Source organism: Sphingomonas sp. ABOLG (assembly GCF_003950435.1).
Taxonomy (GTDB): domain Bacteria; phylum Pseudomonadota; class Alphaproteobacteria; order Sphingomonadales; family Sphingomonadaceae; genus Sphingomonas; species Sphingomonas panaciterrae.
In genome coordinates this window covers 56,484-82,399 of record NZ_QQWW01000016.1, presented here as the reverse complement: position 1 = coordinate 82,399, position 25,916 = coordinate 56,484, and the positions used below count along the sequence as shown (strand labels likewise).

At 64.4% G+C, this 25,916-nt stretch carries 30 protein-coding genes; 9 read left to right on the top strand and 21 right to left on the bottom strand.

Translation table 11 applies throughout. The features are described from left to right. The first annotated feature begins 218 nt into the window (after positions 1–218). Positions 219–437 carry a hypothetical protein gene (locus CA236_RS15900; protein WP_125946334.1) on the top strand — a complete coding sequence of 73 codons (219 nt, stop codon included), beginning with the start codon at positions 219–221 and terminating at the stop codon, positions 435–437. A gap of 34 nt (positions 438–471) precedes the next feature. Here CA236_RS15900 and CA236_RS15895 read toward each other — a convergent pair whose 3' ends face one another. From CA236_RS15895 to CA236_RS15860, 8 genes are all read right to left on the bottom strand, one after another. Further along, positions 472–915 carry a DUF411 domain-containing protein gene (locus CA236_RS15895; RefSeq protein ID WP_125946333.1) on the bottom strand — a complete coding sequence of 148 codons (444 nt, stop codon included), beginning with the start codon at positions 913–915 and terminating at the stop codon, positions 472–474. 50 nt (positions 916–965) lie between these two features. Beyond that, complete coding sequence (locus CA236_RS15890; RefSeq protein WP_125946332.1) at positions 966–1,358, bottom strand: DUF305 domain-containing protein; 393 nt, start codon at positions 1,356–1,358, stop codon at positions 966–968. Positions 1,359–1,419: 61 nt separating this feature from the next. Next, a complete protein-coding gene (locus tag CA236_RS15885; RefSeq protein WP_277600072.1) occupies positions 1,420–2,115 on the bottom strand; it encodes a PepSY domain-containing protein in 696 nt (231 codons plus the stop codon). A 23-nt stretch (positions 2,116–2,138) separates the two neighbouring features. Beyond that, positions 2,139–3,272: a copper resistance protein B gene (locus tag CA236_RS15880; protein WP_241212715.1), complete on the bottom strand. Its 1,134-nt coding sequence runs from the start codon at positions 3,270–3,272 to the stop codon at positions 2,139–2,141. Positions 3,273–3,349: 77 nt separating this feature from the next. Next, on the bottom strand, positions 3,350–5,326 hold the full coding sequence (locus CA236_RS15875) for a copper resistance system multicopper oxidase (RefSeq protein ID WP_125946331.1): 1,977 nt from the start codon (positions 5,324–5,326) through the stop codon (positions 3,350–3,352). A 70-nt stretch (positions 5,327–5,396) separates the two neighbouring features. Continuing rightward, positions 5,397–5,963: an RNA polymerase sigma factor gene (locus tag CA236_RS15870; RefSeq protein ID WP_125946330.1), complete on the bottom strand. Its 567-nt coding sequence runs from the start codon at positions 5,961–5,963 to the stop codon at positions 5,397–5,399. Next, on the bottom strand, positions 5,960–6,400 hold the full coding sequence (locus CA236_RS15865; RefSeq protein ID WP_125946329.1) for a periplasmic heavy metal sensor: 441 nt from the start codon (positions 6,398–6,400) through the stop codon (positions 5,960–5,962). Before CA236_RS15865 ends, CA236_RS15870 begins: the two co-directional genes overlap by 4 nt. Then, on the bottom strand, positions 6,397–6,669 hold the full coding sequence (locus CA236_RS15860) for a hypothetical protein (protein WP_125946328.1): 273 nt from the start codon (positions 6,667–6,669) through the stop codon (positions 6,397–6,399). Before CA236_RS15860 ends, CA236_RS15865 begins: the two co-directional genes overlap by 4 nt. Positions 6,670–6,788: 119 nt before the next feature. On the opposite strand from CA236_RS15860, the gene copC reads away from it, so the two are divergent. Then, entirely contained in the window at positions 6,789–7,160 is a 372-nt protein-coding gene (gene copC, locus CA236_RS15855) for a copper homeostasis periplasmic binding protein CopC (RefSeq protein ID WP_125946327.1), read from the top strand. 1 nt (position 7,161) lies between these two features. Continuing rightward, entirely contained in the window at positions 7,162–8,091 is a 930-nt protein-coding gene (gene copD / locus CA236_RS15850; protein WP_125946326.1) for a copper homeostasis membrane protein CopD, read from the top strand. A gap of 129 nt (positions 8,092–8,220) precedes the next feature. On the opposite strand, the gene CA236_RS15845 is transcribed toward copD, so the two are convergent. From CA236_RS15845 to CA236_RS15800, 10 genes are all read right to left on the bottom strand, one after another. Then, positions 8,221–10,722, bottom strand: a complete 2,502-nt coding sequence (locus tag CA236_RS15845) for a heavy metal translocating P-type ATPase (protein WP_125946345.1) — start codon at positions 10,720–10,722, stop codon at positions 8,221–8,223. Then, positions 10,719–11,324: a cation transporter gene (locus tag CA236_RS15840; protein WP_125946325.1), complete on the bottom strand. Its 606-nt coding sequence runs from the start codon at positions 11,322–11,324 to the stop codon at positions 10,719–10,721. The genes CA236_RS15845 and CA236_RS15840 overlap by 4 nt, the downstream gene beginning before the upstream one ends. Beyond that, the gene (locus CA236_RS15835) at positions 11,321–12,004 is read right to left on the bottom strand and encodes a transporter (RefSeq protein WP_125946324.1); all 684 of its coding nucleotides are present in this window, start codon (positions 12,002–12,004) and stop codon (positions 11,321–11,323) included. The genes CA236_RS15840 and CA236_RS15835 overlap by 4 nt, the downstream gene beginning before the upstream one ends. A 31-nt stretch (positions 12,005–12,035) precedes the next feature. Continuing rightward, positions 12,036–12,413 (bottom strand): hypothetical protein, encoded by a 378-nt coding sequence (locus CA236_RS15830; protein ID WP_125946323.1) that lies wholly within the window; start codon positions 12,411–12,413, stop codon positions 12,036–12,038. Continuing rightward, positions 12,410–12,907, bottom strand: coding sequence for an SRPBCC family protein (locus CA236_RS15825; protein WP_125946322.1), 498 nt, complete (start codon positions 12,905–12,907; stop codon positions 12,410–12,412). Before CA236_RS15825 ends, CA236_RS15830 begins: the two co-directional genes overlap by 4 nt. Before the next feature lie 58 nt (positions 12,908–12,965). Then, entirely contained in the window at positions 12,966–16,184 is a 3,219-nt protein-coding gene (locus tag CA236_RS15820; protein WP_125946321.1) for a CusA/CzcA family heavy metal efflux RND transporter, read from the bottom strand. Between the two features lie 3 nt (positions 16,185–16,187). Continuing rightward, positions 16,188–17,354 carry an efflux RND transporter periplasmic adaptor subunit gene (locus tag CA236_RS15815; RefSeq protein WP_125946320.1) on the bottom strand — a complete coding sequence of 389 codons (1,167 nt, stop codon included), beginning with the start codon at positions 17,352–17,354 and terminating at the stop codon, positions 16,188–16,190. Beyond that, entirely contained in the window at positions 17,354–18,625 is a 1,272-nt protein-coding gene (locus CA236_RS15810) for a TolC family protein (protein WP_125946319.1), read from the bottom strand. The genes CA236_RS15815 and CA236_RS15810 overlap by 1 nt, the downstream gene beginning before the upstream one ends. A 63-nt stretch (positions 18,626–18,688) precedes the next feature. Next, a complete protein-coding gene (locus tag CA236_RS15805; protein WP_125946318.1) occupies positions 18,689–19,033 on the bottom strand; it encodes a hypothetical protein in 345 nt (114 codons plus the stop codon). Between the two features lie 17 nt (positions 19,034–19,050). Then, positions 19,051–19,713, bottom strand: a complete 663-nt coding sequence (locus CA236_RS15800) for a cation transporter (protein ID WP_125946317.1) — start codon at positions 19,711–19,713, stop codon at positions 19,051–19,053. A 35-nt stretch (positions 19,714–19,748) separates the two neighbouring features. Between CA236_RS15800 and CA236_RS15795 the strand changes: the two genes are divergently transcribed. From CA236_RS15795 to CA236_RS15780, 4 genes are all read left to right on the top strand, one after another. After that, positions 19,749–20,201 (top strand): helix-turn-helix domain-containing protein, encoded by a 453-nt coding sequence (locus CA236_RS15795; protein ID WP_125946316.1) that lies wholly within the window; start codon positions 19,749–19,751, stop codon positions 20,199–20,201. Positions 20,202–20,491: 290 nt separating this feature from the next. Next, on the top strand, positions 20,492–21,019 hold the full coding sequence (locus tag CA236_RS15790; protein WP_206430602.1) for a helix-turn-helix domain-containing protein: 528 nt from the start codon (positions 20,492–20,494) through the stop codon (positions 21,017–21,019). A gap of 2 nt (positions 21,020–21,021) precedes the next feature. Further along, positions 21,022–21,558 (top strand): hypothetical protein, encoded by a 537-nt coding sequence (locus CA236_RS15785; protein ID WP_206430601.1) that lies wholly within the window; start codon positions 21,022–21,024, stop codon positions 21,556–21,558. Positions 21,559–21,987: 429 nt separating this feature from the next. Then, entirely contained in the window at positions 21,988–22,620 is a 633-nt protein-coding gene (locus CA236_RS15780; protein WP_125946314.1) for an SOS response-associated peptidase family protein, read from the top strand. A 7-nt stretch (positions 22,621–22,627) separates the two neighbouring features. Here CA236_RS15780 and CA236_RS15775 read toward each other — a convergent pair whose 3' ends face one another. The 3 genes from CA236_RS15775 to CA236_RS15765 form a co-directional block, all read right to left on the bottom strand. Beyond that, positions 22,628–23,818: a Fic family protein gene (locus CA236_RS15775; protein ID WP_241212712.1), complete on the bottom strand. Its 1,191-nt coding sequence runs from the start codon at positions 23,816–23,818 to the stop codon at positions 22,628–22,630. A gap of 104 nt (positions 23,819–23,922) precedes the next feature. Then, positions 23,923–24,180 (bottom strand): hypothetical protein, encoded by a 258-nt coding sequence (locus CA236_RS15770; RefSeq protein ID WP_125946312.1) that lies wholly within the window; start codon positions 24,178–24,180, stop codon positions 23,923–23,925. 125 nt (positions 24,181–24,305) lie between these two features. Beyond that, complete coding sequence (locus tag CA236_RS15765) at positions 24,306–24,692, bottom strand: DUF3768 domain-containing protein (RefSeq protein WP_125946311.1); 387 nt, start codon at positions 24,690–24,692, stop codon at positions 24,306–24,308. 328 nt (positions 24,693–25,020) lie between these two features. Here CA236_RS15765 and CA236_RS15760 point away from each other — a divergent pair, with 328 nt between their 5' ends. Continuing rightward, the gene (locus tag CA236_RS15760; RefSeq protein ID WP_037486902.1) at positions 25,021–25,296 is read left to right on the top strand and encodes an HU family DNA-binding protein; all 276 of its coding nucleotides are present in this window, start codon (positions 25,021–25,023) and stop codon (positions 25,294–25,296) included. 104 nt (positions 25,297–25,400) lie between these two features. Beyond that, positions 25,401–25,871 (top strand): hypothetical protein, encoded by a 471-nt coding sequence (locus CA236_RS15755; RefSeq protein ID WP_125946310.1) that lies wholly within the window; start codon positions 25,401–25,403, stop codon positions 25,869–25,871. Positions 25,872–25,916: the final 45 nt, after the last annotated feature.

Sequence of the window (25,916 nt, the reverse complement as noted above, 5' to 3'; positions counted from 1 at the left end):
CACCTATGACTTTACATGGATGTGGGAAGAACTGGGGCTTAGCGACCTCCGGCGGTAACGGCCATCATGCGGTTCTTGAAATGTTCTCGCTTAGCGTTGTCTGGCGTACCTTCCACGCGATGCCCTCATGAACGGGTGGCCGATACCGCCCGCCACTCCGCCTCCGCGAGCCGTGTGACCCTCCAACAAGCTCACACACTCAATTTACGGAGATACGAATGACCAAGTTCAAGCTGATCGGCGCCGCACTGGCGCTCGCCCTCCCGACTGCGGCGTTCGCTGCCGGCTCCTGCTGCGCCGACATGGCGTGCTGCAAGGAAGGCTCGGATTGCTGCAAGGAAAAGGACGGCAAGAAGGGCGATTGCTGCGCCGGCATGAAGGACGGACAGCATGGCGATCATGCCGGTCACGACATGTCGGGAACGCCCAAGAAGTAAGCCGGGAAGGGAGGCATTTGTGCCTCCCTTCTTTTCAGTGGCGGGCGAAGACCTTGCGTCCGCCAGGCCCGAACGCGACGACCTCATAAGGCTGCGCCCGATAGCCGGGCATCTCCATGCCGGGTGAGCCGAGCGGCATTCCTGCTACCGCCAAGCCGCGCACGCCTTTGGGTTTCTGCGCGAGCGCACGCCTCATATCGGCGATTGGAACATGGCCCTCGAACGCCATTCCGTCGATGATCGCGGTGTGGCAGGAGGTGAGGTCGGCCGGAACGCCCATCTTGCGCTGAAGAACGTTACGGCGGGCATCGTCGATGATCTGGACGTTGCGGCCGAACTGCTGGCGCACCTGCGCCGCCCATTTCTCGCAGCATCCGCACCCCGGATCGCGATGCATCGCGATATTGTTTGCGGCCAAGGCTGCAGCCGGCAGCATCATCGCGGCTGCGACCAGGGCGCCGCGGATCAAACCCTTCATCGCTCAACTCCTAAGGTAAGGCCCCGCCCGAAAAAGCGGGGCGGGGCTCCTTATTGGGCGCGCTTGCCCAACTTGCGAAGCATCGCATTGAGCGTCGCGATCTCGCGGTTCTGGCTGTCGATTGCCTTTTGGGCTTCGCGACGAACGTCCGCATTCTGCGTACTACGTAGCGCAACCTGCGACATCTCGACTGCGCCACGGTGATGCTCGATCATCTTGCGCGCCCACGTCTCACCGGCGTCGGCTCCCATTGCCGCCATCATCTTCTCGTGCATCTTCATCTCGGCTGGGCCGTATGGGTTGGCCGCGGTCGGCTGCATCATCTTGGAATGGTCCATGCCCTGCATCTGGCTATGATCCATGCCAGCCATGCCGCTCTGCGCCGCAAGCGGGGTGGAGGCGAGTGCTGCGGCGAGAATGCCGATCGTTGTAATGGTCTTCATGGTCGTGCTCCTAGGAACGGCCCCCGCCCACAGGGAGCTACGCGGCTGCCTCGTTTACCCCTCAGGTCTTTCTTTGCCTGCGGCGCGGCCATCGCATGTAGAGGAGCACCACGCCCGCGATGGCGAGGGTGAGCCCCCCGGCTGCGAACGCAATTATCCAAGGCGTGTTGAAGTCCTCATGGTTCTTCCAGTCCATGATGTGGAGGCCCCAGAAAAAGTCGTACAGCCGCCATGTGCCGGTGCGGACAGCGACGATCCTGCCGCTCTCGATAGACACGAAAACGCGGGTCTTCTCCCGGTCCTGAAACTCGATCCGCCAGACCGGAAGCTTGCCTCGAAACTCGGTGCTCGGCGTCCGTACCTGGGAGACGGTCGCGGAAGGAGAACCGGGACCGCGATAGGCGGCACGTGCGACCCTGACGGCAACCGGGCCATCGACGCGCGGCAGCGGACGAGCGCTGCGCGCGTCGTGCAATCGCACCGTGCCATTGACCAGCGTCAGCTCGACAACCGGCTGACCGAGCAAGCTCGTATAGCGCATTTCGCGCACGGGACCGGGGGAGGCGCGCAACACACTTGCCGGCGACGCGAGCTGTTGTGCCGGCGCCAGCGGTGTTACGCTGTCGCGCGCGACCAGGTGTTCGCCCCGCACGCGCTCGATCGGCAAGACGCTCATCAGCAAGCCGCTGGAAAACCAGAGTAGCAACTGAACGCCGATAATCAGCGACAGCCAGCGATGGAGCTTGCTCGCTCCGATATGGAGGCGGAGCTTCCCGCTCCTCAGAACCAGGTCCTCACGCCGGCGACGAAGCTGAACCCGCCCGTGTCGTCGCCCCGCGCCCGCGAGAAGCGGGCGGTGTCGCCGAACTGCCGTTCCCACGACACACCGATATAGGGGGCGAACTCACGGCGGCCTTCGTAGCGAAGCCGCAAACCAGCCTCCAGATCCGTCAGCCCGGAGCCGATCCCGGTCTCCCTCACGTCCTGGGCCGCGAAGTTGGCCTCCACCCTGGGCTGGAGGACGAAATAGTTGGTGATGCGCTGGTCGTAATAGCCCTCGGCACGGGCGAGCACGTCGCCCTTGTCGGAGAGGAACAGCGCGCCCTCGACCTCGAACTGGTAGGGCGCCAGCCCCTCGATCCCGATTGTCGCATAGGTTCGCGACGGGTTCGGCTTGAAGTCATAGCGAATGCCGGCCTGAAGGTTCCAATAGGGATCGAGGGCATGGCTGTAGAGCGCCTGCACCTCGGCGCTCTCCAGCGACTTGCCAAAACCTCCTTCACCCTCCGACTTCAGCCAGAGGCGATTGATGTCGCCTCCGATAAAAGCCTCGCCATCCCAGCGGTAGCCGTCACTTCCCTTGCGGGCCTGATACTCCGCGAGGTTGAAGAGCACCTGATAGTTGGTCATCCCGCCATGCTTGCGTCGCAGGTCGTTCTCGCGAGAGTTGGCCATGGCATCCGCCCCCCAGAAACGATCAGCAAGATGATCGCCTGGCGGAGCAGGAGCAGGCTTGTTGCCCGGAGGCAGGTCGGTCCCGACCTTGGCGCCCGCCTGGCTACCATCGCTTGCTATGCCCGGCATCGCGCTCATGTCATGCCCGGCATGGGGGTCCTGCCCGGCTGCTGCCGGGGAGCCCATACCGGGCATTGCGGACATGTCGTGGCCGGAGTGCGGGTCCTGAGCGGGCGCGGCCTGCTGCCCGCCCATGTTCATCCCTTGCGTCCCGCTCATGTCGTGGCCGGCGTGCGGATCGGCCGCCGGAGCCAGCGCGGCCTGGCCTCGACGGGGAGGCGTACTGCGAACAGGGGCCTTCCGCTTGGGCGCAGGCTTCGCTGCAGCTTTACGCGCGGGCTTGGGGGCCGCCTTGGCTGCGGGCTTCGCCGGCATGGTCATCCCCGGCATGTTGTGCATGGAATGATCCATGCTCTGCCCGAACACAGGGCTGGCGAGGACGGCCGAGGCGAGGCCGGCGAGAAGAAGCGGCCGCTTCACGCTGCTGCCTCCCCGGCCTTGCGGACCTGAACGACGCGCATCATGCCTGCGTGCATGTGGTAGAGCATATGGCAGTGGAACGCCCAATCGCCTTCCTCGCCTGTCACATCCCAACTCACCGTTCCGCCTGGCTGGACGAGCACGGTATGCTTCCGGGGCGCGTAAGCTCCTTTCCCCGTCACCAGGTCGAAGAAGTGGCCGTGGATGTGGATGGGATGGCCCATCATCGTGTCGTTGATGAGGGTAACGCGCACCCGTTCGCCGTGCAGCAAGGTGATCGGATCGGGGCTCTCCGACAGCTTCTCGCCGTCGAAGCCCCACATGTACCGTTCCATGTTGCCGGTGAGGTGGAGCTTGATCTCGCGCTCGGGAGCCCGCGTGTCAGGATTGCGGTCGAGCGCAATCAGATCGCGATAGGTCAGCACGCGGTGCTCGACATTCTCCAGTCCCTGGCCGGGCTCGCCCGTGCGATCGACAGGCATGGCCGAGATGGTCTGAACGCCCGGTCCCTTCCTCACGCCCGGGGCCTTCGAGAAATCGCGCATGTTCATGCCGCCCATGTCCATGCCGGCCATCGACTGCCCATCGGCCATGCCCGGCATAGTGCCCGACCCGTGATCCATTTCGGCCATCGCGCCGCTCTGACCCTGCGGCTTGGTCATTCCGACCATGGCGCCAGCAGCAGCGCCGGCCCCGCCATGGTTCATCTGGCTATGGTCCATGCCCTGCATCGAACCGGCACCCGCGCTATGGTCCATCGTGCTGTGGTCGATGCCCGCCATCGATCCAGCCTGTGCGCCGGCTGCACCGCTCTCCATGCCCTGCATGGAGCCGTGGTCCATAGTGCTCATGTCATGACCGCCCATGCCCATGTCCTTCATGGTCGCGAGCGGACGCTTGCGGAGCGGTGGGACTTCCGCCGCCATGCCCTCGCGGGGTGCGAGCGTCGCGCGCGCCATACCGGACCGGTCGATGCTCTCGCCCACCAGCGTGTAGGCGCGCATGTCGGGCGGCGTGACGATCGCGTCATAGGTTTCGGCCGGACCGAACTGGAACTCGTCAATCTCGACTGGACGCACATTCAGGCCATCAGCTGCGACGATTGTCATCGGCAGGCCAGGGATGCGAACGTTGAAGGTTGTCATGGCAGAAGCATTGATGAAGCGGAGCCGTACCCGTTCGCCCGGACGAAACAGCGCGGTCCAATTGTCCTTGGGGCCATAGCCGTTGACGAGATAGGTGTATGTCGATCCCGTCACGTCGGCGACGTCGGAGGGGTCCATCCGCATCTTGCCCCACATCAGCCGCTCTTTCAGCGGCTGATCCTTACCCGCCAGCAGCCCTCCCAACGTCTGGCGTTGGCGGTTGAAGTAGCCCGCCTCCTTCTTGAGGCGGTCGAACAGAAAATGCGGGTGCTGAAAGCTGTGATCGGACAGCACGATGACGTGCTCGCGATCGAACTGCACCGGGTCCGGGTTCTTGGGTTCGATCAAAATCGGGCCGTAGTGCCCTTCCTGCTCCTGGAGCCCCGAATGGCTGTGGTACCAGTAGGTGCCGCTCTGGATGATCGGGAACTCATAGGTGAAGGTCGAACGTGCCGGGATGCCGGGAAAGGAAATGCCGGGCACGCCATCCATCTGGAAAGGCAGCAGCAGCCCATGCCAGTGGATTGAGGTTTCCTCGTCCAGGTCATTAACTACGTGGAGGCGTACGTTCTGCCCCTCGCGCAACCGAATCAGCGGAGCGGGCACCGTGCCGTTGATGCCGATCGCGTGGCTCTGCCGCCCGTCGATCATCATCATCTGGTGGGCGACCTTCAGCGTGATGTCCTCGCCCGAAACCGTCGGCAACGGCTTGGCGATGCCGGCGGACACCGGCTGCGCCCAGGCCGGCATATAGGCCGACAGCGCAAGGCCGCCTCCGGCTAGGCTGGCACCGCGCAGCACTTGGCGGCGGTCAAGAACGCGCAACATGTAAGCTCCTCGAAGAGTGGGCCGCTACCGACCCCGTCTCACCCTTCTACGCGTCCCCGTCGCGCATCCCTTAGCTCGCGTTCAACTTTTCTATGAGGCGCGCCCGCGCGCGATAGAGGCGAGTTTCGACGGCCTTCTGGCTGATCCCCAACACCTCGGCTGTCTCGGCCTGGCTCAGGCCCTCGATCGTCCGGAGCACCAGCGGCTCCTTCAGGTTGCCCGGCAAGGTTGAAATGGCGCGCGTCACGCGCTCCAGCTCCTGCCGGTCGGCCGCGCTGTCGTCGATCGCCACCTGGTCGTCCACGATCGTCTCGGCCTGCCCGATCGGCAGGGCAAAGGAGAGGAAGCGGCGCACGGTGCGTTTCCGCGCCCAATCACGACACTTGTTAATCGCGATCGTCGACAGCCACGCCTTCATGGCGCGCTGCGCATCGTAGCGCGGCAGCGCCTGATGCGCGGCGACGAAGGTCTCTTGAACGAGGTCGAGCGCTTCGTCGGGCTCCCCGACGCACGCACGGGCAAGTCGGAACACCGGCTGACGGTAGCGTCGCACGATTTCGGCAAAGGCGGCCTGTCTACCGGCGATGCTGAGCGCCGCCAGCTCGCCGTCGGACAGCGAGGTCCAGTCCAGGCTCACCCCTGGCTGTCGGTGAGCGCCTTCACCACCGCGTCATCGAATTGGGAGGTCTGATCGGCGCGCAGAAGCTGTCGCATGGCGAACATGTGCGCAAGCGTCGCCTTTTGCAGCTCGCCCATCGCGGTATGGCTCTGATCGACCGCGGCCGCGACCCGCGGACCGTTGCCGTGCTCGGCCTCGATCGCCTGGGCCAGATGAGCATTGGCGGCGCGCAGCTCCAGCTCCAGTGTGCGCCGCTGGACTGCGAACCGGTCCTCTAGAACCTTCAACCTAGCCTGCTGGTCGGCATCGAGGGCAAGCTTGTGGTGCAGCACCTCATGGAGCGCCGCACCGGGCTGCTTGGGCTGGGGCAATAGCGCGCGTCCAACGAACACCCCCCCGATCGCCGCCAAGAAGGCGAGGAGGACGCAGAAGACCAGGCGCCGCGTCGAGGTCATGGCTCGCCGATCAACAAGGTCGACGGCGCGAGCGGCGAGCTGCCACCCAGCGGGGCGAGCGAAACCACCGGGCTGGCGGTCGCGGGCAGCTCGGCGCCGATAACGCCCATCGCGAGCGCCGCGATCGTCACGGCGCCCAGGCCAAGTCCGGCCTGCCGCACGACGGGGCGCGTGCCAATGCGGGCGAGGACCTGATCCTCGATCCCTTCCAGCGCGGCCGGGACGGGTGCGCCCGCCAGCCTCGCCAATGCTCTGTCCAGATCGTTCATGCTTTCCACTCCTCCCCTCTAGCATTGGTTACGCGGGGCTGCCCATCATCCCTCATGCGCTGGTGAGGGGTGGCCGATCGGGCCGCGTAGATAAGGCACGAACCTCACGGAGTAGCCCCATGCGTCGCGTCTTCCTTCCCGCTACCCTGGCCCTTCTCGGCATCGCCGGGGTGGCCCAGGCTCATCCCAAGCTCTTGTCGGCCACGCCGGCGCCGAACGCGACCGTCGCCACGCCCACGCGTCTGGCGCTTCGCTTCAGCGAGAAGTTGATGCCGAAGTTTTCGGGAGCAGACCTGATGATGACCGCGCATGGCGACACCTCCCACCCTCCGATGAAGGTCGCGGCTGCCGCCGGGGTTGCTGACGATGGCCGCACCCTCGTTGTCACGCCCAAGGCACCGCTCGCCCCGGGTCGCTACAGCATCGCGTGGCATATCGTCTCGGCCGACACGCACCGGGTCGCCGGCAACTTCGCCTTTGCGGTGAAGTAGGGTGGAGGCCGACTGGCCGCTGATCGCGGTCCGTTTCGCGCTCTATGTGACGCTGAGCGGACTATTCGGCCTGTCGGCCTTCAGCCTCTATGGGCTCAAGGCCGGCGAGCGCACCGACGCGCTCGCCTTGCGCCCCTGGCTCGTCGGATTCGGCCTGCTGGGTCTCCTGTTCTCCAGCATTGCCCTCGCGCTGCTCGCCGCGGCGATGGCCGGAGCGCCACCTTGGCCTGTCGATCGCGAGGCGATCGGAATGCTGCTCTCCGGGTCCGCGACCGGCATTGCCTGGGAGGCGCGCATGGCCGCGCTGGCGGTAGCCTCGATCGCTGCCCTCCTTGCAGCGGGGCGTGCCGCCCCAATCAGCCTGGTCGCGTTCGCCGCAGCCGTGGCGCTCGCGACGCTTGCCTGGACGGGGCACGGCTCGATGGATGAGGGGGCTGTGGGCTGGGTTCATCTGGGCGCCGATATTCTGCACCTGCTTGCCGGCGGGGCGTGGGCGGGCGCTTTGCTCGGACTTGTGCTTCTCGTCGCCCGGCCGGTCGGCCGCGCCGACGCCGCTCATCTGGCGCTCACCCGTCGCGCCCTCCACGGGTTCGGCCTAGTGGGCACGATCCTGGTCTGCACGATCATTGTCACGGGTGTCGTCAACGCGTGGCTACTGGTCGGCCTCACCAATCTGCCTAACCTCGCCGCTACGGTCTACGGCCAGCTTCTAATCGCCAAGCTCGCGCTCTTCGGAGCGATGCTCGCGCTCGCCTCGCTGAACCGCTTTCGTCTCACGTCGGCGTTCGAGAGGTCGATCGCCGTGACCGGTCATCGCGGCGCGCTCGGCGCCTTACGGCACAGCCTCGCGATCGAGGCTACCTGCGCCATCACGATCCTCGCCCTTGTTGCTTGGCTCGGAACTCTCGAACCGCCCGCCTCAGCGATGTAAAGGGCGGGCGCCCGAACGCCGCGTCCCCATCCAGAGATCCGCAACTCAACCAGTACGTTCTCGGCGCCTACTTAGCGCGTTATGTTCGCGTCCAGCATCGCACCATTGACGCTGAGCGCGATCAGCCACTCATGCCACCTTCGCTACGGGCTCGCGATAAGCCAACAGCCGCAGAGCGTTGATGACGACCAGCAAAGTCGAACCTTCGTGAACGGCGACCGCCGGTCCGATACCAAGGCCAAGAATCGTCGCCGGTACAAGGAAAGCGACGACGCCCAAGCTCACGAACACGTTCTGGCGGATGATGCCGCGCGTATGGCGGCTGAGGCCCACCGCGAACGGCAGATGCGCCAAGTCATCGGCCATCAGCGCAACGTCTGCCGTTTCGAGGGCGACGTCCGAGCCCGCCGCGCCCATCGCGATACCTACCGTCGCGCTTGCCATCGCCGGAGCGTCGTTGACGCCGTCACCGACCATGGCGACTTTGTCCTCACCTGCAAGCTTCTTGATCGCCGCGACCTTGTCCTCAGGCATGAGATCGCCCCAAGCTTCGTCGATCCCGACATCCTTGGCGATGGCTTCTGCTACCTTCTGATGGTCACCTGAGATCATAATCATTCGCGAAATGCCCATCTCGTGCAGGCGGCGAAGCGCGGTCTTGGCAGCCTCCCGGGGCGTGTCCATTAGGCCGATCGCACCCAAGTCGCGGCTGCCCTTGCGCACCACCATCGTGGTGCGTCCGCCCTCGCGCAGCTGAGCAATGGCACTCATCGCCTCCTGCCCCAAAGCCGGAATGCCTTCGCTGCCGAACATCTCGGCCTTGCCGATCCACACCGTTTCCGCGTCAACGGTGGCGGTGACGCCCCGTCCTGTGAGGCTCTTGAGGTCGCTCGCCTCGGGCAACTCGGCAGCTCCCAAGCGCGCGCGGCCGTCCTTCACAATCGCCTGCGCGAGCGGGTGATCGCTCAGAGCCTCGACTGCCACGGCAAGTGCCAGCAGCTCGGCTTCATCCACTCCATTGACGGGCACCACGTCAGTGATGCGGGGGCGCCCTTCCGTCAGCGTGCCGGTTTTGTCGAAGGCGATAGCCTTCAGCGAACCAAGGTTTTCGAGCGGCGCGCCACCCTTCACCAGTACACCGCCCCGTGCTGCCCGAGCCACGCCCGACAGCACTGCGCTGGGCGTCGCAATGGCGAGCGCGCACGGACTCGCTGCGACCAGCACCGCCATCGCGCGGTAAAAGCTGTCTCGGAACGGCTCGTCGACTACGACCCAAGCGAACAGCAGCGTCACGGAGAGGAGCAGCACCGCCGGAACGAAAATACGTTCGAACCGGTCGGTAAAGCGCTGGGTCGGCGACTTCTGCGTCTCCGCCTCGCTCACCATCTTCACAACCTTGGCAAGCGCGGACTCGTTCGATCGCCGCGTCACTTCGATTTCGATCGCGGCTCCACCATTGATCGTGCCGGCGAACACGCGGCTTACGGCGTCAACCGCATCGGGCTTGGCACGGGCGGCCTCAACGTCGCCCACCGCAACCTTGTCGACCGGCATACTCTCGCCGGTAACCGGGGCCTGGTTGATCGCGCTCGTGCCCTTGATGACGAAGCCATCGGCAGGGAGCCGTTCGTTGGGGCGAACGACCGCGACGTCACCGATCACCAGCTCCTCGACTGAAATTTCGACCGTCTGCCCCTCGCGGCGCACGGTCGCGGTTTCGGGCGCAAGCTCGGCCAGGGCCTCGATCGCCCTTTTGGCGCGGCCCATCGCATAATGCTCAAGCGCATGGCCCAAGCTGAACAGGAACAGCAGGAGTGCGCCTTCAGCCCATTCGCCGAGCGCTGCTGCACCGGCCGCCGCGACCAGCATCAGCGTGTCGATCTCGAACTTGCGCAAGCGGAGATTGTCGATCGCCTCGCGCAGCGTGAAAAAGCCGCCGAAACCATAGGCGGCAACGTAGAAGGCGGTGGGCAGCCATTCGGGTGTGCCTAGAACCAATCTACTGATGGCAAAGCCAATGCCTAGGAGAGCGCCGCACGCGAGCGCAAAGATCAGCTCGGTATTCGAACCGAGAAAATCTGCATGAGCATGGTCGTGACCGTCGCCCGGGCCGTGCTTTTCCTCGTCATGCGCGTGATCACCCGGCCCATGGCCGTGTCCGGCGTGGTCATCGACCTCGACTTGCCGTACCCGCTTGAGCCCCAGGCCACCTAGCGCGTCGACGATCGCCTCTTCGGTAACCCGCTCGCGATCGAACTCGACCCGAACCGTGCCAGCTGCGCTAGCATCGGCCTGAAGAATGCCGGGAACGGCGCATAGCGCATCTCCAACCGTTCGGGCGCGGCGTTCATGGTTGATGCCCTTCACCTGCCAAACGGCATGCCCATAGCGGCCGCTGATCGCTGCACCTGCTGCCCGGACCATCTCGCGGACACGCGGGAGCGGCAGCGCCGCCGGATCGAAGTGGATGCATAGCTTGGCCGGCGTCGCGCCTTCCGCCGCGACGACATGCGCCCGATCGACACCGGGCTTGGCGCTGAGCGTTGATACAAGCCGTCCAACGCACGCATCGGCTGCGTCCGGCACTTCAGGCAGCAGGACTGGTATGTCGAGTTCGAGCTTGTCGGTCATGGCCTGCCGTCCTTGTCGTCTTTGCTCTCGGTGCGTGCATCGCCCAGGATTTCGATGCCGCCCTTGATCGCGATGATCGCAGTCGCGAGCCCTACCAATAGATCCGGCCAATTGGTGCCGAGCCACAGCACCAGCAGGCCGGCGACCAGGATGCCGCCGTTGGAGATGAAGTCGTTGAAGCTGAAGGTCGTGGCGGCGCGAAGGTTAACGTCCTTCTGCTTCAGCCGCTGGAGCAGCCGCAGGCAGATATAATTCACGACCGCAGCGACCGCCGACATGGTCATCATTGTCGGCCCGACCGGCTCACTGCCCTGAAAATAGCGGCGCCCGACATCAATGAGTATACCGCCGGCAAAGATCAGCAGCATCACGCCGGATGCGGTCGCCGCCCGCGTCTTCCAAGTCTGTCCGTGGCTTAACGCAACGAGGCTCAACGCATAGACGGCTGTGTCGGAAAGATTGTCGACGCCATTGGCGATGAGGGCGCTCGAATCTCCGATCAGCCCTGTGGCGAAGAAGCCGATAGCGATTGCTGCATTGAGCAGCAGGACTATCCACAAGGTCCGACGCTCATCTGGCGCCCGCAATGTTGAGGACGTCATACCATAATCTCCTCAATGAGCAGAAGCGCGAGAAAGCCGACGAAGAACATTGCGCTGATGAGCGGTGAGTCCGGTTTCTCGTGGGCCTCAGCCAGCAGTTCCTCGGTCACGAGGTAGAGCAGTGCCATAAGGCCGAAGCTTAGAAATCCGGTGATCCACACGGGCGTAAGCAACGCTACCGGCTGCGCGACCAACGCGCCGATCGGCACCAGCAGCGCTAGGACGCAAGTCAGGCCGATCGCCTTGGTCTTGCGATACCGGCTCGCCAGATCGTTGGTGAGGGTCAAGGCCAGGAACAGTACTTCGAGCGTGAGCGCGACAGCCAGCAGCATTCCGGCCTTCGCACCGGCGATAAACGCAAGCCCAAGAACCAAGCCATCGATCGCAAGATCGAGGCCGATCGCAGCAAGTAGGGCAATCGGCCCAGCGAAACGGCTTTCTGCGGCCTTCAGACCCAGCATCACTGCAACGCCCAACGCTCCGCCGATCAGCGTCGCAGCCGGAGAGCCGCCATGCTTCACCAGCGGCAGGATCTCCGTTGCAGCGGCGGCGAACACGACGCCAGCTGCCAGGTGCTGCATGGCCGCGACAAGCTTCTCGCCAGGGCTGCGCCACCCGGCCAGAAGCGCCCCAAACATGATCGCCATCATCGGGATGAGGGAAAATTTGAGTGCAGCCATCGTCAAGGCTCCACGATGATGTGTCGGCCAGTCACAGGCTCGTCGCCTTCGTGCACAGGAGAGTTGGCTTTTTGGCTTCCTCAATCCTGATCTCGTTACCCGAGAAAGTCGCGCTTGCCGTATCGCCAACATACTGGAGGCCCTGCGCCGGCGCGGTCAGGACGATGGGTGCCGTCTCCGTGTCTCGCCGAATTTCGAGGGTCAATCCCTCAGCTTTGAAGTCGATGAGAAGCATACGCTTGTCGTCGCACCGATACGGGTGGCGACCAGGAGTGCCGCTTGCGTCCGCGCTGTCATTCGCGTGGATTTCCTGTTCCGTCGGCGGCTTCGTCGGCGGCTGCTCCGAGCATGCGGTCAATGCCATTGCTACAGCGGCGATGGCTAATGCTCTCGAACGGGGCGATGTCATGATGGCCTCCGGTTGTTTCTGAAGCCGTGCCGAGGCGGCAAGGTCCGCCCCTTCGCAGCTGGTTGCGCCGACAAGCGCCGCAGATGGCGCTCCAAACACGGGTCTGACCGAACAAGGCTGCCCTGAAGCTTACGGCGCATCAGCGCTGCCAAGGGACCGGCGAGAATTCCAGAGAAACGCAGACTATGGCGGAGGCGCATGCCTGTGGGCTCGCTTTCCAGCGCATAAGCTTCCTCGAACAGGAGGAGCTTCGCGATGCCAGTGCTCCAGGCGAATACCAGTGGTTTGTGGACACAGGTGATGTCGGCCTTGGCGGTCATGGACTTGTCCAGGCTGTCTACGCGAAAGGTATAGGTAGCCTCGCCACCGCAGACAGCCGCGCCGGAAAGCTGGACGAACGGCTTCCATTGCGAGTGGCCGGCGAAATCAGTGAGGCCCGACCAAACGCGCAGCGGCGAAGCCCTGAGGATCGTAACGTTGTCGAACGTCGGCACCTGACACCTCCTTTCTCAAATGGGGTAGAGGGAGGGCCGTTCACGCCCTCCCTTCGGATCATGCGTGCTGCGGCAGAGCAGTAGCCTCCTCAGGCTCATCGACCGTCGCTGCCCGTTGACCGAACCGCGCATAGAGCGTCGGCAGCACGAACAGGGTCAGCAGGGTCGCCGAGATAAGCCCGCCAATGACGACGGTCGCGAGCGGCTTTTGCACCTCAGCGCCCGCCCCACTGGCGAACGCCATCGGCACGAAGCCGAGGCTGGCGACCAGCGCAGTCATCACCACGGGGCGGAGCCGCTGGATCGCTCCCGTCCGCGCCGCCTCGGCCCGGTCCATGCCGGATCGGATCAGGTCCTGCACCGAACTGACCATGACGAGGCCGTTGAGGACCGCGATGCCCGACAACGCGATGAACCCCACTGCGGCCGAGATCGAGAAATCCATGCCGCGAACGAATAGCAGCAGCACGCCGCCCACCAGCGCGAATGGAACGCCGGTGAATACGATCGCGGCATCGCGCGCCGAACCCAATGCACCATAGAGCAGCATCAGGATCAGGACGAAGCAGGCCGGGATGACGAGCTGAAGCCGCTCGCTGGCGGACTTGAGATTCTCGAATTGGCCGCCCCATTCAAGGTAGCTGCCAGCGGGCAAGCGCACGTTCTGCCCAACCGCGGCCTGCGCGTCTGCCACTACGCTTCCGACATCGCGCCCACGCACGTTCGCTTGTACGACGACACGGCGCTTTCCGTTCTCGCGACTGATCTGGTTCGGCCCATCGACGACGCCGATGTCCGCGACGCTGGAAAGCGGAACGTAGCCGCCCCCGGCCACCGGCACCTGCACCTGTTGGAGCAAGCCGAGATCCGCCCGCTGTGCATCCGACAGGCGAATGACGACCGGGAACCGCCGATCGCCCTCGAAGATCATGCCAGATTCCCGTCCGCCGAGTGTGGCAGTGACGGTATCTTGCACGTCCTGCGCGGTCACGCCGAGCCGCGCCATCGCGTCTCGATTGACGCGGATGTCGAGCATGGGAAGCCCCGTGGTCTGCTCGACCTTCACGTCCGCCGCGCCCTCGGTCTTACGCAGAATGCCGGCGATCTGTTCCGCTGTCCGGTTCATGCTAGCGAAGTCGTCGCCAAAAACCTTAACCGCGATGTCGCCGCGGACGCCGGCGATCAGCTCGTTAAACCGCATCTGGATCGGCTGCGTAATCTCGTAGGCGTTGCCCGGAATTTGGGCGAGCTTGCCCTCTAGACGCTCGACCAGTTCCGCCTTTGCCAGCTTGGGATCAGGCCACTCGTCTCGGGGCTTCAAGATGACGAACATATCCGTCGCATTGGGCGGCATCGGGTCGGAGGCGAGTTCGGCGGTGCCCGTTTTCGAAAAAACGAACCGCACCTCCGGTTGCTTTGCGACCATCTGTTCAATCGGAACCTGCATCGCTTGGCTTTGCTGGACCGACGTTGCCGGGATGCGCAGTGACTGGATGAGCAAATCACCCTCGTCGAGCTGGGGTAGGAACACTTGTCCCAGGGTCGTGAAGGCGAACGCCGCCACCACGAGGCTGGCGATGCCCGCCCCGATTGTCATCGAGGGCCGCTTCATCGCCTTTTCAAGGCCCGGCTCATAACGGGCCTTCAGCCAGCTGATGATCCTGCCGTCCTTTTCCTCGACCTTCTTTGACAGCCAGATGGCAATCGCTGCCGGCACGAAGGTGAGCGACATGACGAAAGCGAACAGCAGCGCAATGATGACGGTGAGCGCCATCGGCACGAACGTCTTGCCCTCCACCCCGGTGAGGGTGAGTAGCGGGACATAGACGAGGATGATGATCGCCTGCCCATAAACCGAAGGACGGATCATCTCGCGCGCAGCGGTCGCGACCGTCTCCAAGCGTTCCTTGACCGTCAGCAGCCGCCCTTCGTGATGTTGCTGCTCCGCCAAGCGCCGCAGCGCGTTCTCGACGATGATGACCGCACCATCCACGATCAGGCCGAAATCGAGCGCGCCGAGGCTCATCAGGTTCGCTGAGACACCCAGACGGAGCATCCCGAAACCCGTCAGCATCATCGTGACCGGGATCACCGCCGCCGCGATCAGCGCTGCGCGGAAGTTGCCTAACAGCAAGAACAGCACGACGATGACGAGCAGAGCCCCTTCTGACAGGTTCTTTGCCACGGTCTTGATCGTCGAATTGACGAGCGCGGTACGGTCAAGGACCGGTTGCACCACCACGTCAGGCGGCAGCGAGGCGTTGATCTCCTTTAACCGATCGGCGACGGCAGTGGCCACGTTGCGACTGTTCTCGCCGATCCGCATTATCGCCGTACCGACGACAACTTCGGTGCCATTCTCCGACGCCGAGCCCATGCGGATCGCTTGCCCAGTGCGGACGCTCGCGACCTGATCGAGCGTGATCGGCACGCCTTCCCGGGTGGCAACGACAGTACGGGCCAGCTCGGCTGCGTTTCGCACCAGCGCATCGGAGCGAACTGCCAGACCTTCGCCATTGCGATTAACGAAGCCGCCGCCAACGCTGGTGTTGTTGCGCTCCAGCGCGGTGCCGAGGTCGGTGAGTGTGATGTTGAGCGAAGCTAGCTTTTGTACGTCGGGAATAACGAGATACTGCTTCGCATAGCCGCCAATCGAATCCACGCCGGCGAGACCCGGTGTGTTCTTCAGAAGTGGCGTGACGATCCAGTCCTGCGCGGTGCGCAGGTAGGTCGCCTTATCTTCCGAACTCGTCAGTCGCTCACCCTCAGGCGTGATGTAGCTGCCATCAGGCTGCTGGCCCGGCTCGCCAGGGCGGTGCTTGTCGTCTTTTCGGTGATCGAGGCGTACGGTCCACATGTAGACCTCGCCGAGACCCGTCGCGATCGGCCCCATTTCGGGGTTCACGCCGTCAGGCAGGCTCTCCGCCACGCCTTGCAGCCGCTCTCCCACTTGCTGACGGGCGAAGTAGATGTCGGTGCTGTCATCAAAAACAGCTGTCACCTGCGCGAAGCCGTTGCGGCTGAGCGAGCGTGTGTAGTCGAGCCCGGGGATGCCCGCGAGCGCGGTTTCGATCGGGAAGGAGACCTGCTTCTCGACCAGCTCTGGCGAGAGTGCGGAAGCACGGACGTTGATTTGAACCTGATTGTTGGTGATGTCCGGCACCGCGTCGATCGGGAGCCGGTAGAGTGAGTAGGCACCGATGATGGCGGCGACGGCGGTAAGAAGCAGGACAAGCCAGCGCCTCTCGACCGCCCAGGTGACGATACGAGGGATCATGGCTTAATCCTCATGCTCGGCTTCGCCCTTGCCGAGTTCGGCCTTGAGCGTGAAACTACCGGTGGTCGCGATCTGCTCGCGGCCTGTAAGGCCGGAGCGGACGATCACGGTGTCGCCCGAGGCGTCGCCGAGTTCGACCGGGGTTGCCTGGAAGCCTTTGGGCGTTCGGACGAATATGACCGACTTACCCTCGACTGTCTGGACAGCTGTCGTAGGCACCCGGACGGCAGAGCTTCCGCCGCTTCCGCTTAGCTGTACCGAGGCACTGACCGGTTCACCGACACGCCATTGGCCGCCGCGATTATCGAGCGTGGCGATGACCGGCACCTGCCGTGTTTCCGGATCGAGCGCCGGCGACACGAAGCTGATGCGCGCACTCGTCTGCCGTCCCGGCGCAGTCACCATAACCACGTTGCCGGGTCGGACCCGCCCGGCATCTTCCGGCTTCAGGTTGAGGGCCAGCGAGACTTGGCTGAGATTGGCTATCCTGTAGAGTTCAGTATCAGCCGCGACCGTCTGGCCGAGCGTGACTGGCCGGGCAATCACCTGGCCCGAGATCGGCGCGACGATACCGAGGCGGTTAAGTCCACCTCCACCGCCGCCTGCGGCTGAAACCTGGCTCTGGGCTTGCCTAAGCGCAATGCGGGCCTCGATCGCCGCGGTGCGCGCCGCGATCAAATCCTGTTCAGGCGAGACGCGTTGCGAGAACAACCGCTGCTCGCGCGCAAGGTTGGAGTTGGCGAGTTGGAGGCGTGCCTGAGCCGCCTCCACGTCGCCCTTGAGCTGAGCGGCCTCGCGACTTTCGATGATCGCGATCGTTTGGCCACGTCCGACCGACTGGCCGAGGTTACGGGTGAGTGCGACGACGCGCCCTCCGATCGCTGCGGATACGACCTGCGTTCCCTGCGGGTCGCCTTCTATCGTCGCCGGCAGTTCGATCGTTCCGGAACCGCCCACTATCGGGCGACCGATCTGGACTCCTGCGGTTACAATCTGCTCGGCCGAGAGCGTCACTGCCCCTTCGTTGGCATGGTTCTCGCCTTCTTCGCCGCCGCTGGCTTCCGCACTGGCGGATTGATTTGCCGCAGCCTCGTTGCCGGCTTCGGTGCCGCCGCAGGCTGAGACCAAGAGGGCAAGCGACGTCGCACCGGCTAAATGGATCTTCTTCATCACTGATTTTCCCCCGTCGCGGGCGTAGGCGCGGGAGCGGTGAGCCGTCCCAAACGAGCCTGTGCGTTTTGAAAATTAGCGAGCGCGTCGATCGCTGAGAGACGCGTTTCCGCGAGCGTGCGTTCGGCATCGAGCAAGTCAAGCTGACTGAACTTGCCCTCGCGGTAGCCGATACGGGCGATACGCGCCGCCTCCTGGGCTGCGGCAAGTGCCGGTCCGGAAGTGGCCCGTGCGGTCGTAGCCGCATTGGCAGCTTCGGCTTCGGCGTCGGTAATCGCCTGCTCGACATCAAGCGCGGTCACGCGGCGCTGGGCCTCGGCCTGTGTCCGCTGTGCGCTCGCCTGCGCGATAGCCGCGCGCCCATTGTTGAACAGCGGGATGGGAATAGAGAGAGTGAACACCGCCGCGGTGTCGTTTGTCGCCTCGAGCCGTCGTAGCCCCGGTCCGACATTGAGGTCCGGCACACGGTTGGCACGTGCGAGCCGCACGCTGGCATCGGCGATGGCAAGGTCGGCGTCGGCCGCCGCCAGCGCCAGCGTCCCCTGCGCCCTGATCGGCCCTACCGGGCCGATGAAAGCTGTCGGAAGCCGATCAAGCAGGGCGATGTCGAGTGCACCATCAATCGGTCGACCGATCCGCCGTGCGAGATTGGCGCGCGTTGCGTCGACAAGCCGTGCGGTCCGCTCGGCATTTGCCTCGGCATTGATCCGTGCAACATCGGCGCGCTGCTCTTCGAGGGGAGAAGCGCGCCCGGCCTGGACGCGCACGGAGGCGGCGCGCAGCGCCTCCTGTGCGATCCGCACCTGATCGCGCGCCGTGACAAGCCGCCGCTCGGCGGCAATCGCCTCGACGTAGAGCTGCGTCACCTGCACGCGGACATCGGCGGCGATGATGGCCGCCTGAAGCTCGGCACGCGTAAGCTGGGCATTGGCAACCGCAACACGCGCGCTGCGCTTGCCTCCGAGTTCGATAGGAACGGCGACGCCTACTGTGGTTTCGGCGCTCCGAAGACCCCTATACGGTCCGGTGCCGGCAACATTCTCGATCTGCCCCTGGGCGACTGGATTGGGACGAAGCCCTGCCACCGTGCGGCCTTGGCGGGCCGCCTCGATAGCAGCGGTCGCCGCTTCCGACGCGGGTGCCGAGCCGCCTGCGGCTAAAACAGCTTGGTCGAGCGTATAGATCGGCGCAGGCGCCGCCACCGGCGCCTGCGCCTGCGCCACTGAGGCGCAGGACGCCGCGGCCAGCAAAGCCGCGAATAAACGATGCATAATTGAGGAACTCCTGACGTAACCGGTTATCCCGCGACGTTTCTCGCGGGGGTTTGTGGTTCGTCAGGCCTGTGGTGGGCGAAGCGCTGGGTCGCCTATGAGGCCGGCACCATGCGCCTGCTCCCAGGACGTGCCTTCGGCAGTCGGAGTGATGCCGTTCGGAACGGCGTCCGCCGTGATCGGTACGCCTACGTGGTGGCCGTGACACCCGCCATGGTGGTGCGGGTAGCCCTTCTCCGAATCTGCCGGAACCTGATCACGGTCACCATCGGTGTGCACAAGGATCGATTCTGCCGAGCCAGTCGACGTTTCGAGACAGGTGATCGGCTCGGCGGCATGCACAGCCGCGCCCAACCCCAATGATGAGGCGAGCAACAGACAAAGGATATAGGCAAGCAGCCGGCGCATGTGAGTGGCGATACCAGCTACCGGTTAAGATGTAACGGCATAGTCGACAAAGGCTCTGACTTTTGTCCGACGGCCCTTAGTTCAGCCCTAGCTTGGGAGATGATCTGAAAGCCGCCCCACAGTCCTAGCGCCGCCATGATCCCGGCTACGATCAGGTCTGGCCAAGCCGTGCCCGTCCCGAACACGCCCGCCGCCGCCAATACGACGGCGATGTTACCGATCGCGTCATTGCGTGAGCAAATCCACACCGAGCGCATGTTCGCGTCGCCCGTACGGAAGCGGTAGAGCATGAGCGCAACCCCCGTATTAGCGACCAAGGCAGCAAGGCCGATCACACCCATGAGATGGGCTTCCGGTACACCGCCATGCCAAACCGCCCAAAGTGTGGACGCGAGGACATATATGCCCAGCCCTGCCAGGGTTGCTCCCTTCAGCATCGCTGCGCGTGCCCGCCAGACTAACGCCATTCCGGCAACACCAAGGCTGATCGCGTAATTGGCGGCGTCACCGAAGAAATCGAGCGCGTCGGCCTGAAGGGCTTTCGACCCACCCGTGATCCCGGCGATGATTTCGATTGCGAACATGCCGCCATTGATCGCGAGTGCGATCCACAGCGCACGGCGCCACTTCGGGTCGTTGAGGGTGCCCGCCTTGTCGGACGCGCAGCTCGTGCAGGCCATTTCGCCACCTCGAAAGAATCGATCTGGCAGCCTATATGCACCCTCTAGTCGCTAGAGGGTCAAGCGCTGTGTCTGAAAAGCTTACGATTGGGAAGCTGGCCTTGGCGACGGGCGCCAAGGTCGAGACGATTCGCTATTACGAACAGATCGGATTGCTGCCGGCGCCAGCGCGGTCGGCGGGCAATTACCGCACCTATGAGAGCGAGCATTTGCGTCGCCTGTCATTCATCCGTCGGGCGCGCGATCTCGGCTTTTCGATCGATCAGGTGCGCGAGCTGATGGGGCTCGCCGATCGTCGCGAACAATCCTGCATGGCCGTGGACGTGATCGCCAACCAGCATCGGGACGCCATCGCGCGGAAGATTGCCGACCTGACGGCGCTCGCGGGAGAGTTGGACGCCCTGATCGATTCCTGTAGCCGCAGCACCGTGGCCGACTGCAGGATCATCGAAGCCCTTGGACCGGGCCTCGAACCCCGGTCGCAGTGAACGATCGGCACGCCGGGTTTTGACTGCGCGAAGTGGCGGAGAATCAATGGCGAGATGCGCAACGAGTGCGTTTTGCCGCGCACCCCCAGGTCAAATCCGACCAGGACCCACTATGTACTCTGATCGCGTTCTGCGCGACTGCATGCTGGTATGGACACGCGTACTGCTTCGCGGGTCATCTGGGTCCGGGGCTCAAGGGCATTGGCGACCTGGGGGGCGGACTTAAGCGACCCGGGGGTCGCCCGGCCGCGGACCTTTAAATCGTCCCGCGTACGAGGCATTTAGCCTCCATGAACGCGGAGATGCAAGCGATGTCGTCGGAAACTGAAAAGGTGGTGTCACTGCGCCCCGCCGCCCCCATTCCCACTGAAGCCAAGAGCTTCGAAAAGCGTTGGACCAAGAAGGTTCTGGAGCCGGGTTTCACCCTTATCCCGTCCGTCTTGCTGCGCGCGCTGGTGCGCCTGCACGTCGGACCGATCGAGTTCAGCGTGCTGCTCCAGATGATCGATCACTGGTGGGAGAACGAGGACATGCCGTTCCCATCGAAGAAGCGGTTGGGGGAGCGTATCGGCGTTTCCGAAAAGACGATCCAGCGTGCGGTGGGCCGGTTGGAATCCGAAGGCCTTATCCGCCGTGTGGCGCGTCATAATCGCCTCGGCGGGCAAACCAGCAACATCTATGATCTGGCACCGCTGGTCGAGAAGCTCGGCCCAATCGCCGACGACATGATGAAGGCCCGCGAGGAGGCTAAAGCGGCCCGTCGTTCTCCCGAGCGGCCAGGCCATCGCATTCGCGCGACGGCGAAGAAAGCCGGCTGATCTTGTCATATTTTCAACCCCTGACCGTTGCCGGACAAGAGATTACGTTCAACCATCTTGAGCCGTTCAGCTTGGTGGTACCGACAGCCACCAAGGCAGCGGGTGTGCGTATCGACGTCGTGTTCTCGAGCCACTGCTTCTCCGAGACGTTCGATGCGCAGGTACACCTCGGGGGAGAGGTCGATGTCTGGGATCGCGGCAGGCGCCGGGTATTCGACCAGGTGCGCTATGACTTATCCAAGGCATTGCCCGGGATCATACAGGGTCTGCCGACCTCGGCTGTCTTCCTGACGCCGGAGTCCAACTTCGTTCGCATCACTATGCCCGGGGGCACGGCCGGTGCCGATTACCGCATGTTTTTCAGGATCACCAAGGCCGACAAAGGGTCTGGCTGCGACCTGCGGCTTCGGGTGGAAAGCGCTTATAGCCCTAGCGTTGGCCAGGCCGTACCCGAACGCGATATGACCAAGATCCGCTTCGTCGTGCTGGTCGACAAGACATTGCGCGGCGAGAAGGTGCGCCGGCAGTACAAACGATAAGGGGCGCCAGAGGCGCCCCTTAAGTTCACTCGATATCCGCTTAGGGTTGCCCCTATCTCGCATCACGCGTGGACCCTCTTTTACAAGGGCGGGGGAACGCTGTTGTCACCTCGCGGCGACTCAACCGATCTGTCGTTCCAGGGGGTCATTTAAGACCTGGGGGTTAATGATTCAACCCTCAAACCTCGCAGCCCCTTTCCGGTCTGCTGTGCGACGAGGCATACACTCGGCGCCAAATAGCGACGTCATTGCCGAACCACTACAGGTCGGGCATTCTCGCCAAATGGCAAACCCGAGCAACGATTTCGAGCAGGCAGCGCAGATCGCCGAGTTTTCGCCGAGAGTGAAATCAGCGATCACGTGCTGGACCTCTTGGGTCGGATCGCCAACGCGACCCGTGGCCATGCCGTAGACGATTGAGCGCTGACGATGTGCAACCGCGCCCGCATGTCGAATGAGCCGGAGACCCTATGGGGCTCGGCTGCGAAACTGTTCAGCGAGCGGCCCCGCGACAATCGGTTCGATCCGCGCGAGCTGCGGCCGAAGAGCCGCAACTATGTGATCCGCGAACAGGGCGGGGAACGCGCATGGGACGTGATGTCCTGGGACGTGCTCGGCGGGAAAGCAGCGTGGCCGATGACCAACGTGCGCCAGCTCGGGTTGCCACAATGGCGCAAACTCGCCGAAAAGCCGGAAAACCGCTGCCTCGTGCCGCTCACCGAATTCTGTGAGTTCACGCCCGACAAGCACGATCTGGACGATGGCAAACCGCCGCTGAAGGGCGAAATGTGGTTCGGTGTGACCGATCAGCCGGTGTTTGCGGTTGCCGGGTTCTGGCAGCGCGCAGAGGGCGGGAACGGCTTCACGATGGTGACATGCGAGCCGAATACCCTGGTCGCGCCGATCCATCCCAAGGCCATGATCACGATCCTGGAACCCGGAGACGTCGATACCTGGTTGCGCGGCTCCTATGACGAGATCGTCGCCCTGCAGAAGCCCTACGACCCGGCCAAGATGACGGTGCGCGGGCCGGTGTTCCCGACGCGCCGCGACGAACGCTAGGCTCCGCTTAGCGGCTCCGATCCTTGCCGCGATCCGGGAGAGGCGTACCCCGGTCAGGCGGCGGGGTGGACGCCCCTTCGAGCGCGGCCCCGATCTTGATCCGGTCCGCGACGAGTTGGCGGGTGGACTCCCCAATGGTGTTGACCATGCGCGCGCTTTCGCCGCGCTCGCGCGCCTTCTGCATGGCGTCGTCGACGATCGCCTGAGCGGGGGCAAGACGTGGGTCGGCGTGATTCTTCTCGGCGTTGTTCTTCAGGAACTGCTCGGCAAGCCGCTCCTGGCCCGGCGAGGCACCGGGCGGCAGGATCGGTCGTTCCAGCGAGCGGACGGCGCGCTGAATCTGCGCCGGCTGCTGCGAGTTGATCTGGACGCCGAGCCCCGCGCCGATCTCGCGCACGCGTTCAAGCGGGGTTTGCTGCGGTGAGATGACCGCATCGACCTGCCGCACGCCCAGGTAGGTGAGAAGGTGCGACTGGTAGACCGGGCCCTTGGCATGGCGGACATAGGCCAGCTCGGTGCGCGCATTGGCAATCACAGGGGAGGGGGCTCCCTCCTTGATAAGGCTGCGCAGCCGCTCGGCCGCCTGCTGGCGGGCGGCAGGCAGATAGCGTTCCAGCTCCTCGCGCGCCTTGCCGAGCGTTACCCGGTAGCGCTGCGCTTCGGGCGGCGCACGCTGCGGCAGCAGCGCGATCCCGGCGGGACCGATGCGCGCCTCCGGCGTGAGGTCGCGCCGGATCGCGGCCTCGGCGAGCACCGTCGCCATCGGACGATGATCGCCGGTGAGAAAGCCATGGCGGGACGCGTCCATCCACGCGGTCTTGTCGATTGAGGCGATCCGGATCGGGTGGCCGGCCTCGCGCGCGAGCTGCGCGGCGTGATGACGCATCGTCCGTCCGTTCCCCTCGCGGAAGGGGTGGATGGCGTTCATCTCATTGATGTGGTTGCCGAGCCGATCGAAGAACTCGTCACGGGAGAGCCCGCGCAGCACGTCACCTGCGCCGATGTCGGCAAAGCGTTTGTCCAGCTCGCGGGCGATATAGGGCACGTGCGCGAAGCTCGATCCGCCCTTGGCGATGTTAACGCTCCTGTCCTGGCCGGCCCAGTCATAGAGGTCCTGGAACAGATGGTGGTGGAGAGCACGATAGCCGTCCGCCGTCGCCGGAAAGGTCAGGCGCGCGGCCTCCGCGCCGCGCGCCAACGTCAGCCTCCGCTCGGCCTCTATGAGGGTCTTGTCGTCGGTGATCCCGAGCCGGTTCCGAAGCGTCTCCGTCCCCGGATAAGTGTAGGGATCGTCTGCCAAGGTCAGGCCGCGATCTGATCGGTTCCTGGCTTGTAGAGGCCGAGGATGATGGACGGCATGAGCGAGGGGGGAACTCCTTCGTCCAGCATCATGGCGAACATCGCATCCTCATTGCCGCTCGGCGTCATGTCCTCGATGACGAGGTTCGCGCGTGCGTCAGCGACGTCCTCGCGCCAGAGCGCGATCTGCTCGGGGGTGCCGCGTTGAAAATCCATCGAGCGGATGCGCTCGCGGAGCGTGTCCAAATCGATCTCGGCCATGTCGCATCCCTTCATCGTTAACCTACTCTCAACGACGCGATCCCTCAACAAATCACTGCCTAATCCTAACGGGTCACGTGTCCCAAAACCGGGCGCCGCGCGCCCGGTCTGGCGGTCCGATGGAGTTAGTATTCGCTCGCCAGCATGATGGTGAACACCCGCTTGGTTAGCCGCTCGTCCCATGGCGCTTCGCTGCCACAGGTGAGGCTCGGGTCGTAATAGTCGATCTTCCAGAACACGGTCTGCGCGATGGCCTGCTCATCGCTCGGCCGCTGCTCGGTCCACACGCCGGTTGCGAGCCGATAGACCGCGCCGAAGTCGTGCTCATCATAGGGGTCGTTTCCGCCATCGAACCTGGTGAACCCGACGATCGCCGCCAGCGCGGCAAAGCGGTCCACATCGGGGAGAGCATGGAAGCCAAGCGTCACATTGGCGATGGAGGCGGTGCCGGGGTGCTGTCGTGCCGCATCGTTCAGGTGACGGATAGCGTCGAGTTGTTCCGGGGTGTGCATGGTCGATCCTCCTTCTGGCATGGGTCGCAAGGCCGCTCGGCCTCACGGCCCTGCCTGTCCGGCGAGGACGGATGGGGAGGGGGAGCGAGAATCTTGCCGCTGGCGCGGGCGAGCCGCCCTAGTGTGGCCGGCACCGAGGGGCCGGATGCCGCGCTCGGCGGATTACACGGGCGGCACGATTGTCGTTCGGGAACGAAAGGGCAGCGCCCTTGGCGTTCCCCGCGGCAAAGCCGCATCAAGGGGCGTCCGCCTCGGCGGTTGTTACGGGGGCGGTCGCCAATCGAAGATCCGGCGGCTATCAGGCGCTCCGATATTTTTGGAGACTCCCATGAACAATGCCGAACTCGCCGAAACGCTGGTAGCGAACCACAACCTGAGCAAGGCCGATGCCCGCAAGGTCGTCGACGATGTCATGGCGGCGATCGTCACGGCCGCGGTGAAGGGCGACGAGGTGTCCTTGTCCGGTTTCGGCAAGTTCAAGGTGAAAGACAGCCCGGCGCGCGAAGGCCGCAATCCCGCCAACGGCGAGACGATCCAGATCGCCGCCTCCAAGAAGCTGACGTTCGTGCCGGCCAAGGCGGTCAAGGATGCCCTGAACGGCTAAGCTACGCAGGGCTGCGCGGATCTGCGCAGCCCTTCTTTCGCGTCGCGCGAACAACGCCCGATTTTCTGCTTTCGTTCTCGGCTTGCCTGACTCATAGAATCGTCATGCCGATCATGGCCGAACATCGCTGGCTCTACCCGATCGACTGGCCCGAGCTGTCGCGGCTGATCCGGTTCGGGCGTGCAAAGGGCCGGTGCGAGCATTGCCGGCGTCCGCACGGGGCTCGCGTCTTCCACCTGGGCGACGGGCGCTGGTGGGATGCCGAGCGCCGGCAATGGCGCGACGGGCGAGGGCGCCGCGTCCGCGTGGCCGGCGCGGACCTCACCGCAATCGTGCGGATCACGCGAGTCTATATCGCCTGTGCGCACCTCAACCACGATCCGACCGACAACGGCCCTCGCAATCTCGCCGCGCTCTGCCAGCGTTGCCATATGATCCATGACGCGGCCGAGCATCGCCGGCGCCGCTGGTACAACGCCTTTCGGCGTCGCGCGCTCGGCGATCTGTTCGGCTACGCCATGACTGTGCCACGTGGCACACCCCTGCAGCGCAGCTCCGCGGCGCACAGCCGCTAGCAAATACGTCGTCGCCACGGCGCCGTCCGGCCTTGTGCCGGGCGG

Excerpts from the sequence above, each read along its gene's own strand:
- CA236_RS15900 (WP_125946334.1), top strand. The coding sequence starts at position 219 with ATGACCAAGTTCAAGCTGATCGGCGCCGCACTGGCGCTCGCCCTCCCG.
- CA236_RS15895 (WP_125946333.1), bottom strand. The coding sequence starts at position 915 with ATGAAGGGTTTGATCCGCGGCGCCCTGGTCGCAGCCGCGATGATGCTG.
- CA236_RS15890 (WP_125946332.1), bottom strand. The coding sequence starts at position 1,358 with ATGAAGACCATTACAACGATCGGCATTCTCGCCGCAGCACTCGCCTCC.
- CA236_RS15880 (WP_241212715.1), bottom strand. The coding sequence starts at position 3,272 with ATGCACAACATGCCGGGGATGACCATGCCGGCGAAGCCCGCAGCCAAG.
- CA236_RS15875 (WP_125946331.1), bottom strand. The coding sequence starts at position 5,326 with ATGTTGCGCGTTCTTGACCGCCGCCAAGTGCTGCGCGGTGCCAGCCTA.
- CA236_RS15865 (WP_125946329.1), bottom strand. The coding sequence starts at position 6,400 with ATGACCTCGACGCGGCGCCTGGTCTTCTGCGTCCTCCTCGCCTTCTTG.
- CA236_RS15860 (WP_125946328.1), bottom strand. The coding sequence starts at position 6,669 with ATGAACGATCTGGACAGAGCATTGGCGAGGCTGGCGGGCGCACCCGTC.
- copC (WP_125946327.1), top strand. The coding sequence starts at position 6,789 with ATGCGTCGCGTCTTCCTTCCCGCTACCCTGGCCCTTCTCGGCATCGCC.
- CA236_RS15845 (WP_125946345.1), bottom strand. The coding sequence starts at position 10,722 with ATGACCGACAAGCTCGAACTCGACATACCAGTCCTGCTGCCTGAAGTG.
- CA236_RS15840 (WP_125946325.1), bottom strand. The coding sequence starts at position 11,324 with ATGACGTCCTCAACATTGCGGGCGCCAGATGAGCGTCGGACCTTGTGG.
- CA236_RS15835 (WP_125946324.1), bottom strand. The coding sequence starts at position 12,004 with ATGGCTGCACTCAAATTTTCCCTCATCCCGATGATGGCGATCATGTTT.
- CA236_RS15830 (WP_125946323.1), bottom strand. The coding sequence starts at position 12,413 with ATGACATCGCCCCGTTCGAGAGCATTAGCCATCGCCGCTGTAGCAATG.
- CA236_RS15820 (WP_125946321.1), bottom strand. The coding sequence starts at position 16,184 with ATGATCCCTCGTATCGTCACCTGGGCGGTCGAGAGGCGCTGGCTTGTC.
- CA236_RS15815 (WP_125946320.1), bottom strand. The coding sequence starts at position 17,354 with ATGAAGAAGATCCATTTAGCCGGTGCGACGTCGCTTGCCCTCTTGGTC.
- CA236_RS15810 (WP_125946319.1), bottom strand. The coding sequence starts at position 18,625 with ATGCATCGTTTATTCGCGGCTTTGCTGGCCGCGGCGTCCTGCGCCTCA.
- CA236_RS15805 (WP_125946318.1), bottom strand. The coding sequence starts at position 19,033 with ATGCGCCGGCTGCTTGCCTATATCCTTTGTCTGTTGCTCGCCTCATCA.
- CA236_RS15800 (WP_125946317.1), bottom strand. The coding sequence starts at position 19,713 with ATGGCCTGCACGAGCTGCGCGTCCGACAAGGCGGGCACCCTCAACGAC.
- CA236_RS15795 (WP_125946316.1), top strand. The coding sequence starts at position 19,749 with ATGCACCCTCTAGTCGCTAGAGGGTCAAGCGCTGTGTCTGAAAAGCTT.
- CA236_RS15790 (WP_206430602.1), top strand. The coding sequence starts at position 20,492 with ATGAACGCGGAGATGCAAGCGATGTCGTCGGAAACTGAAAAGGTGGTG.
- CA236_RS15780 (WP_125946314.1), top strand. The coding sequence starts at position 21,988 with ATGTGCAACCGCGCCCGCATGTCGAATGAGCCGGAGACCCTATGGGGC.
- CA236_RS15770 (WP_125946312.1), bottom strand. The coding sequence starts at position 24,180 with ATGGCCGAGATCGATTTGGACACGCTCCGCGAGCGCATCCGCTCGATG.
- CA236_RS15765 (WP_125946311.1), bottom strand. The coding sequence starts at position 24,692 with ATGCACACCCCGGAACAACTCGACGCTATCCGTCACCTGAACGATGCG.
- CA236_RS15760 (WP_037486902.1), top strand. The coding sequence starts at position 25,021 with ATGAACAATGCCGAACTCGCCGAAACGCTGGTAGCGAACCACAACCTG.
- CA236_RS15755 (WP_125946310.1), top strand. The coding sequence starts at position 25,401 with ATGCCGATCATGGCCGAACATCGCTGGCTCTACCCGATCGACTGGCCC.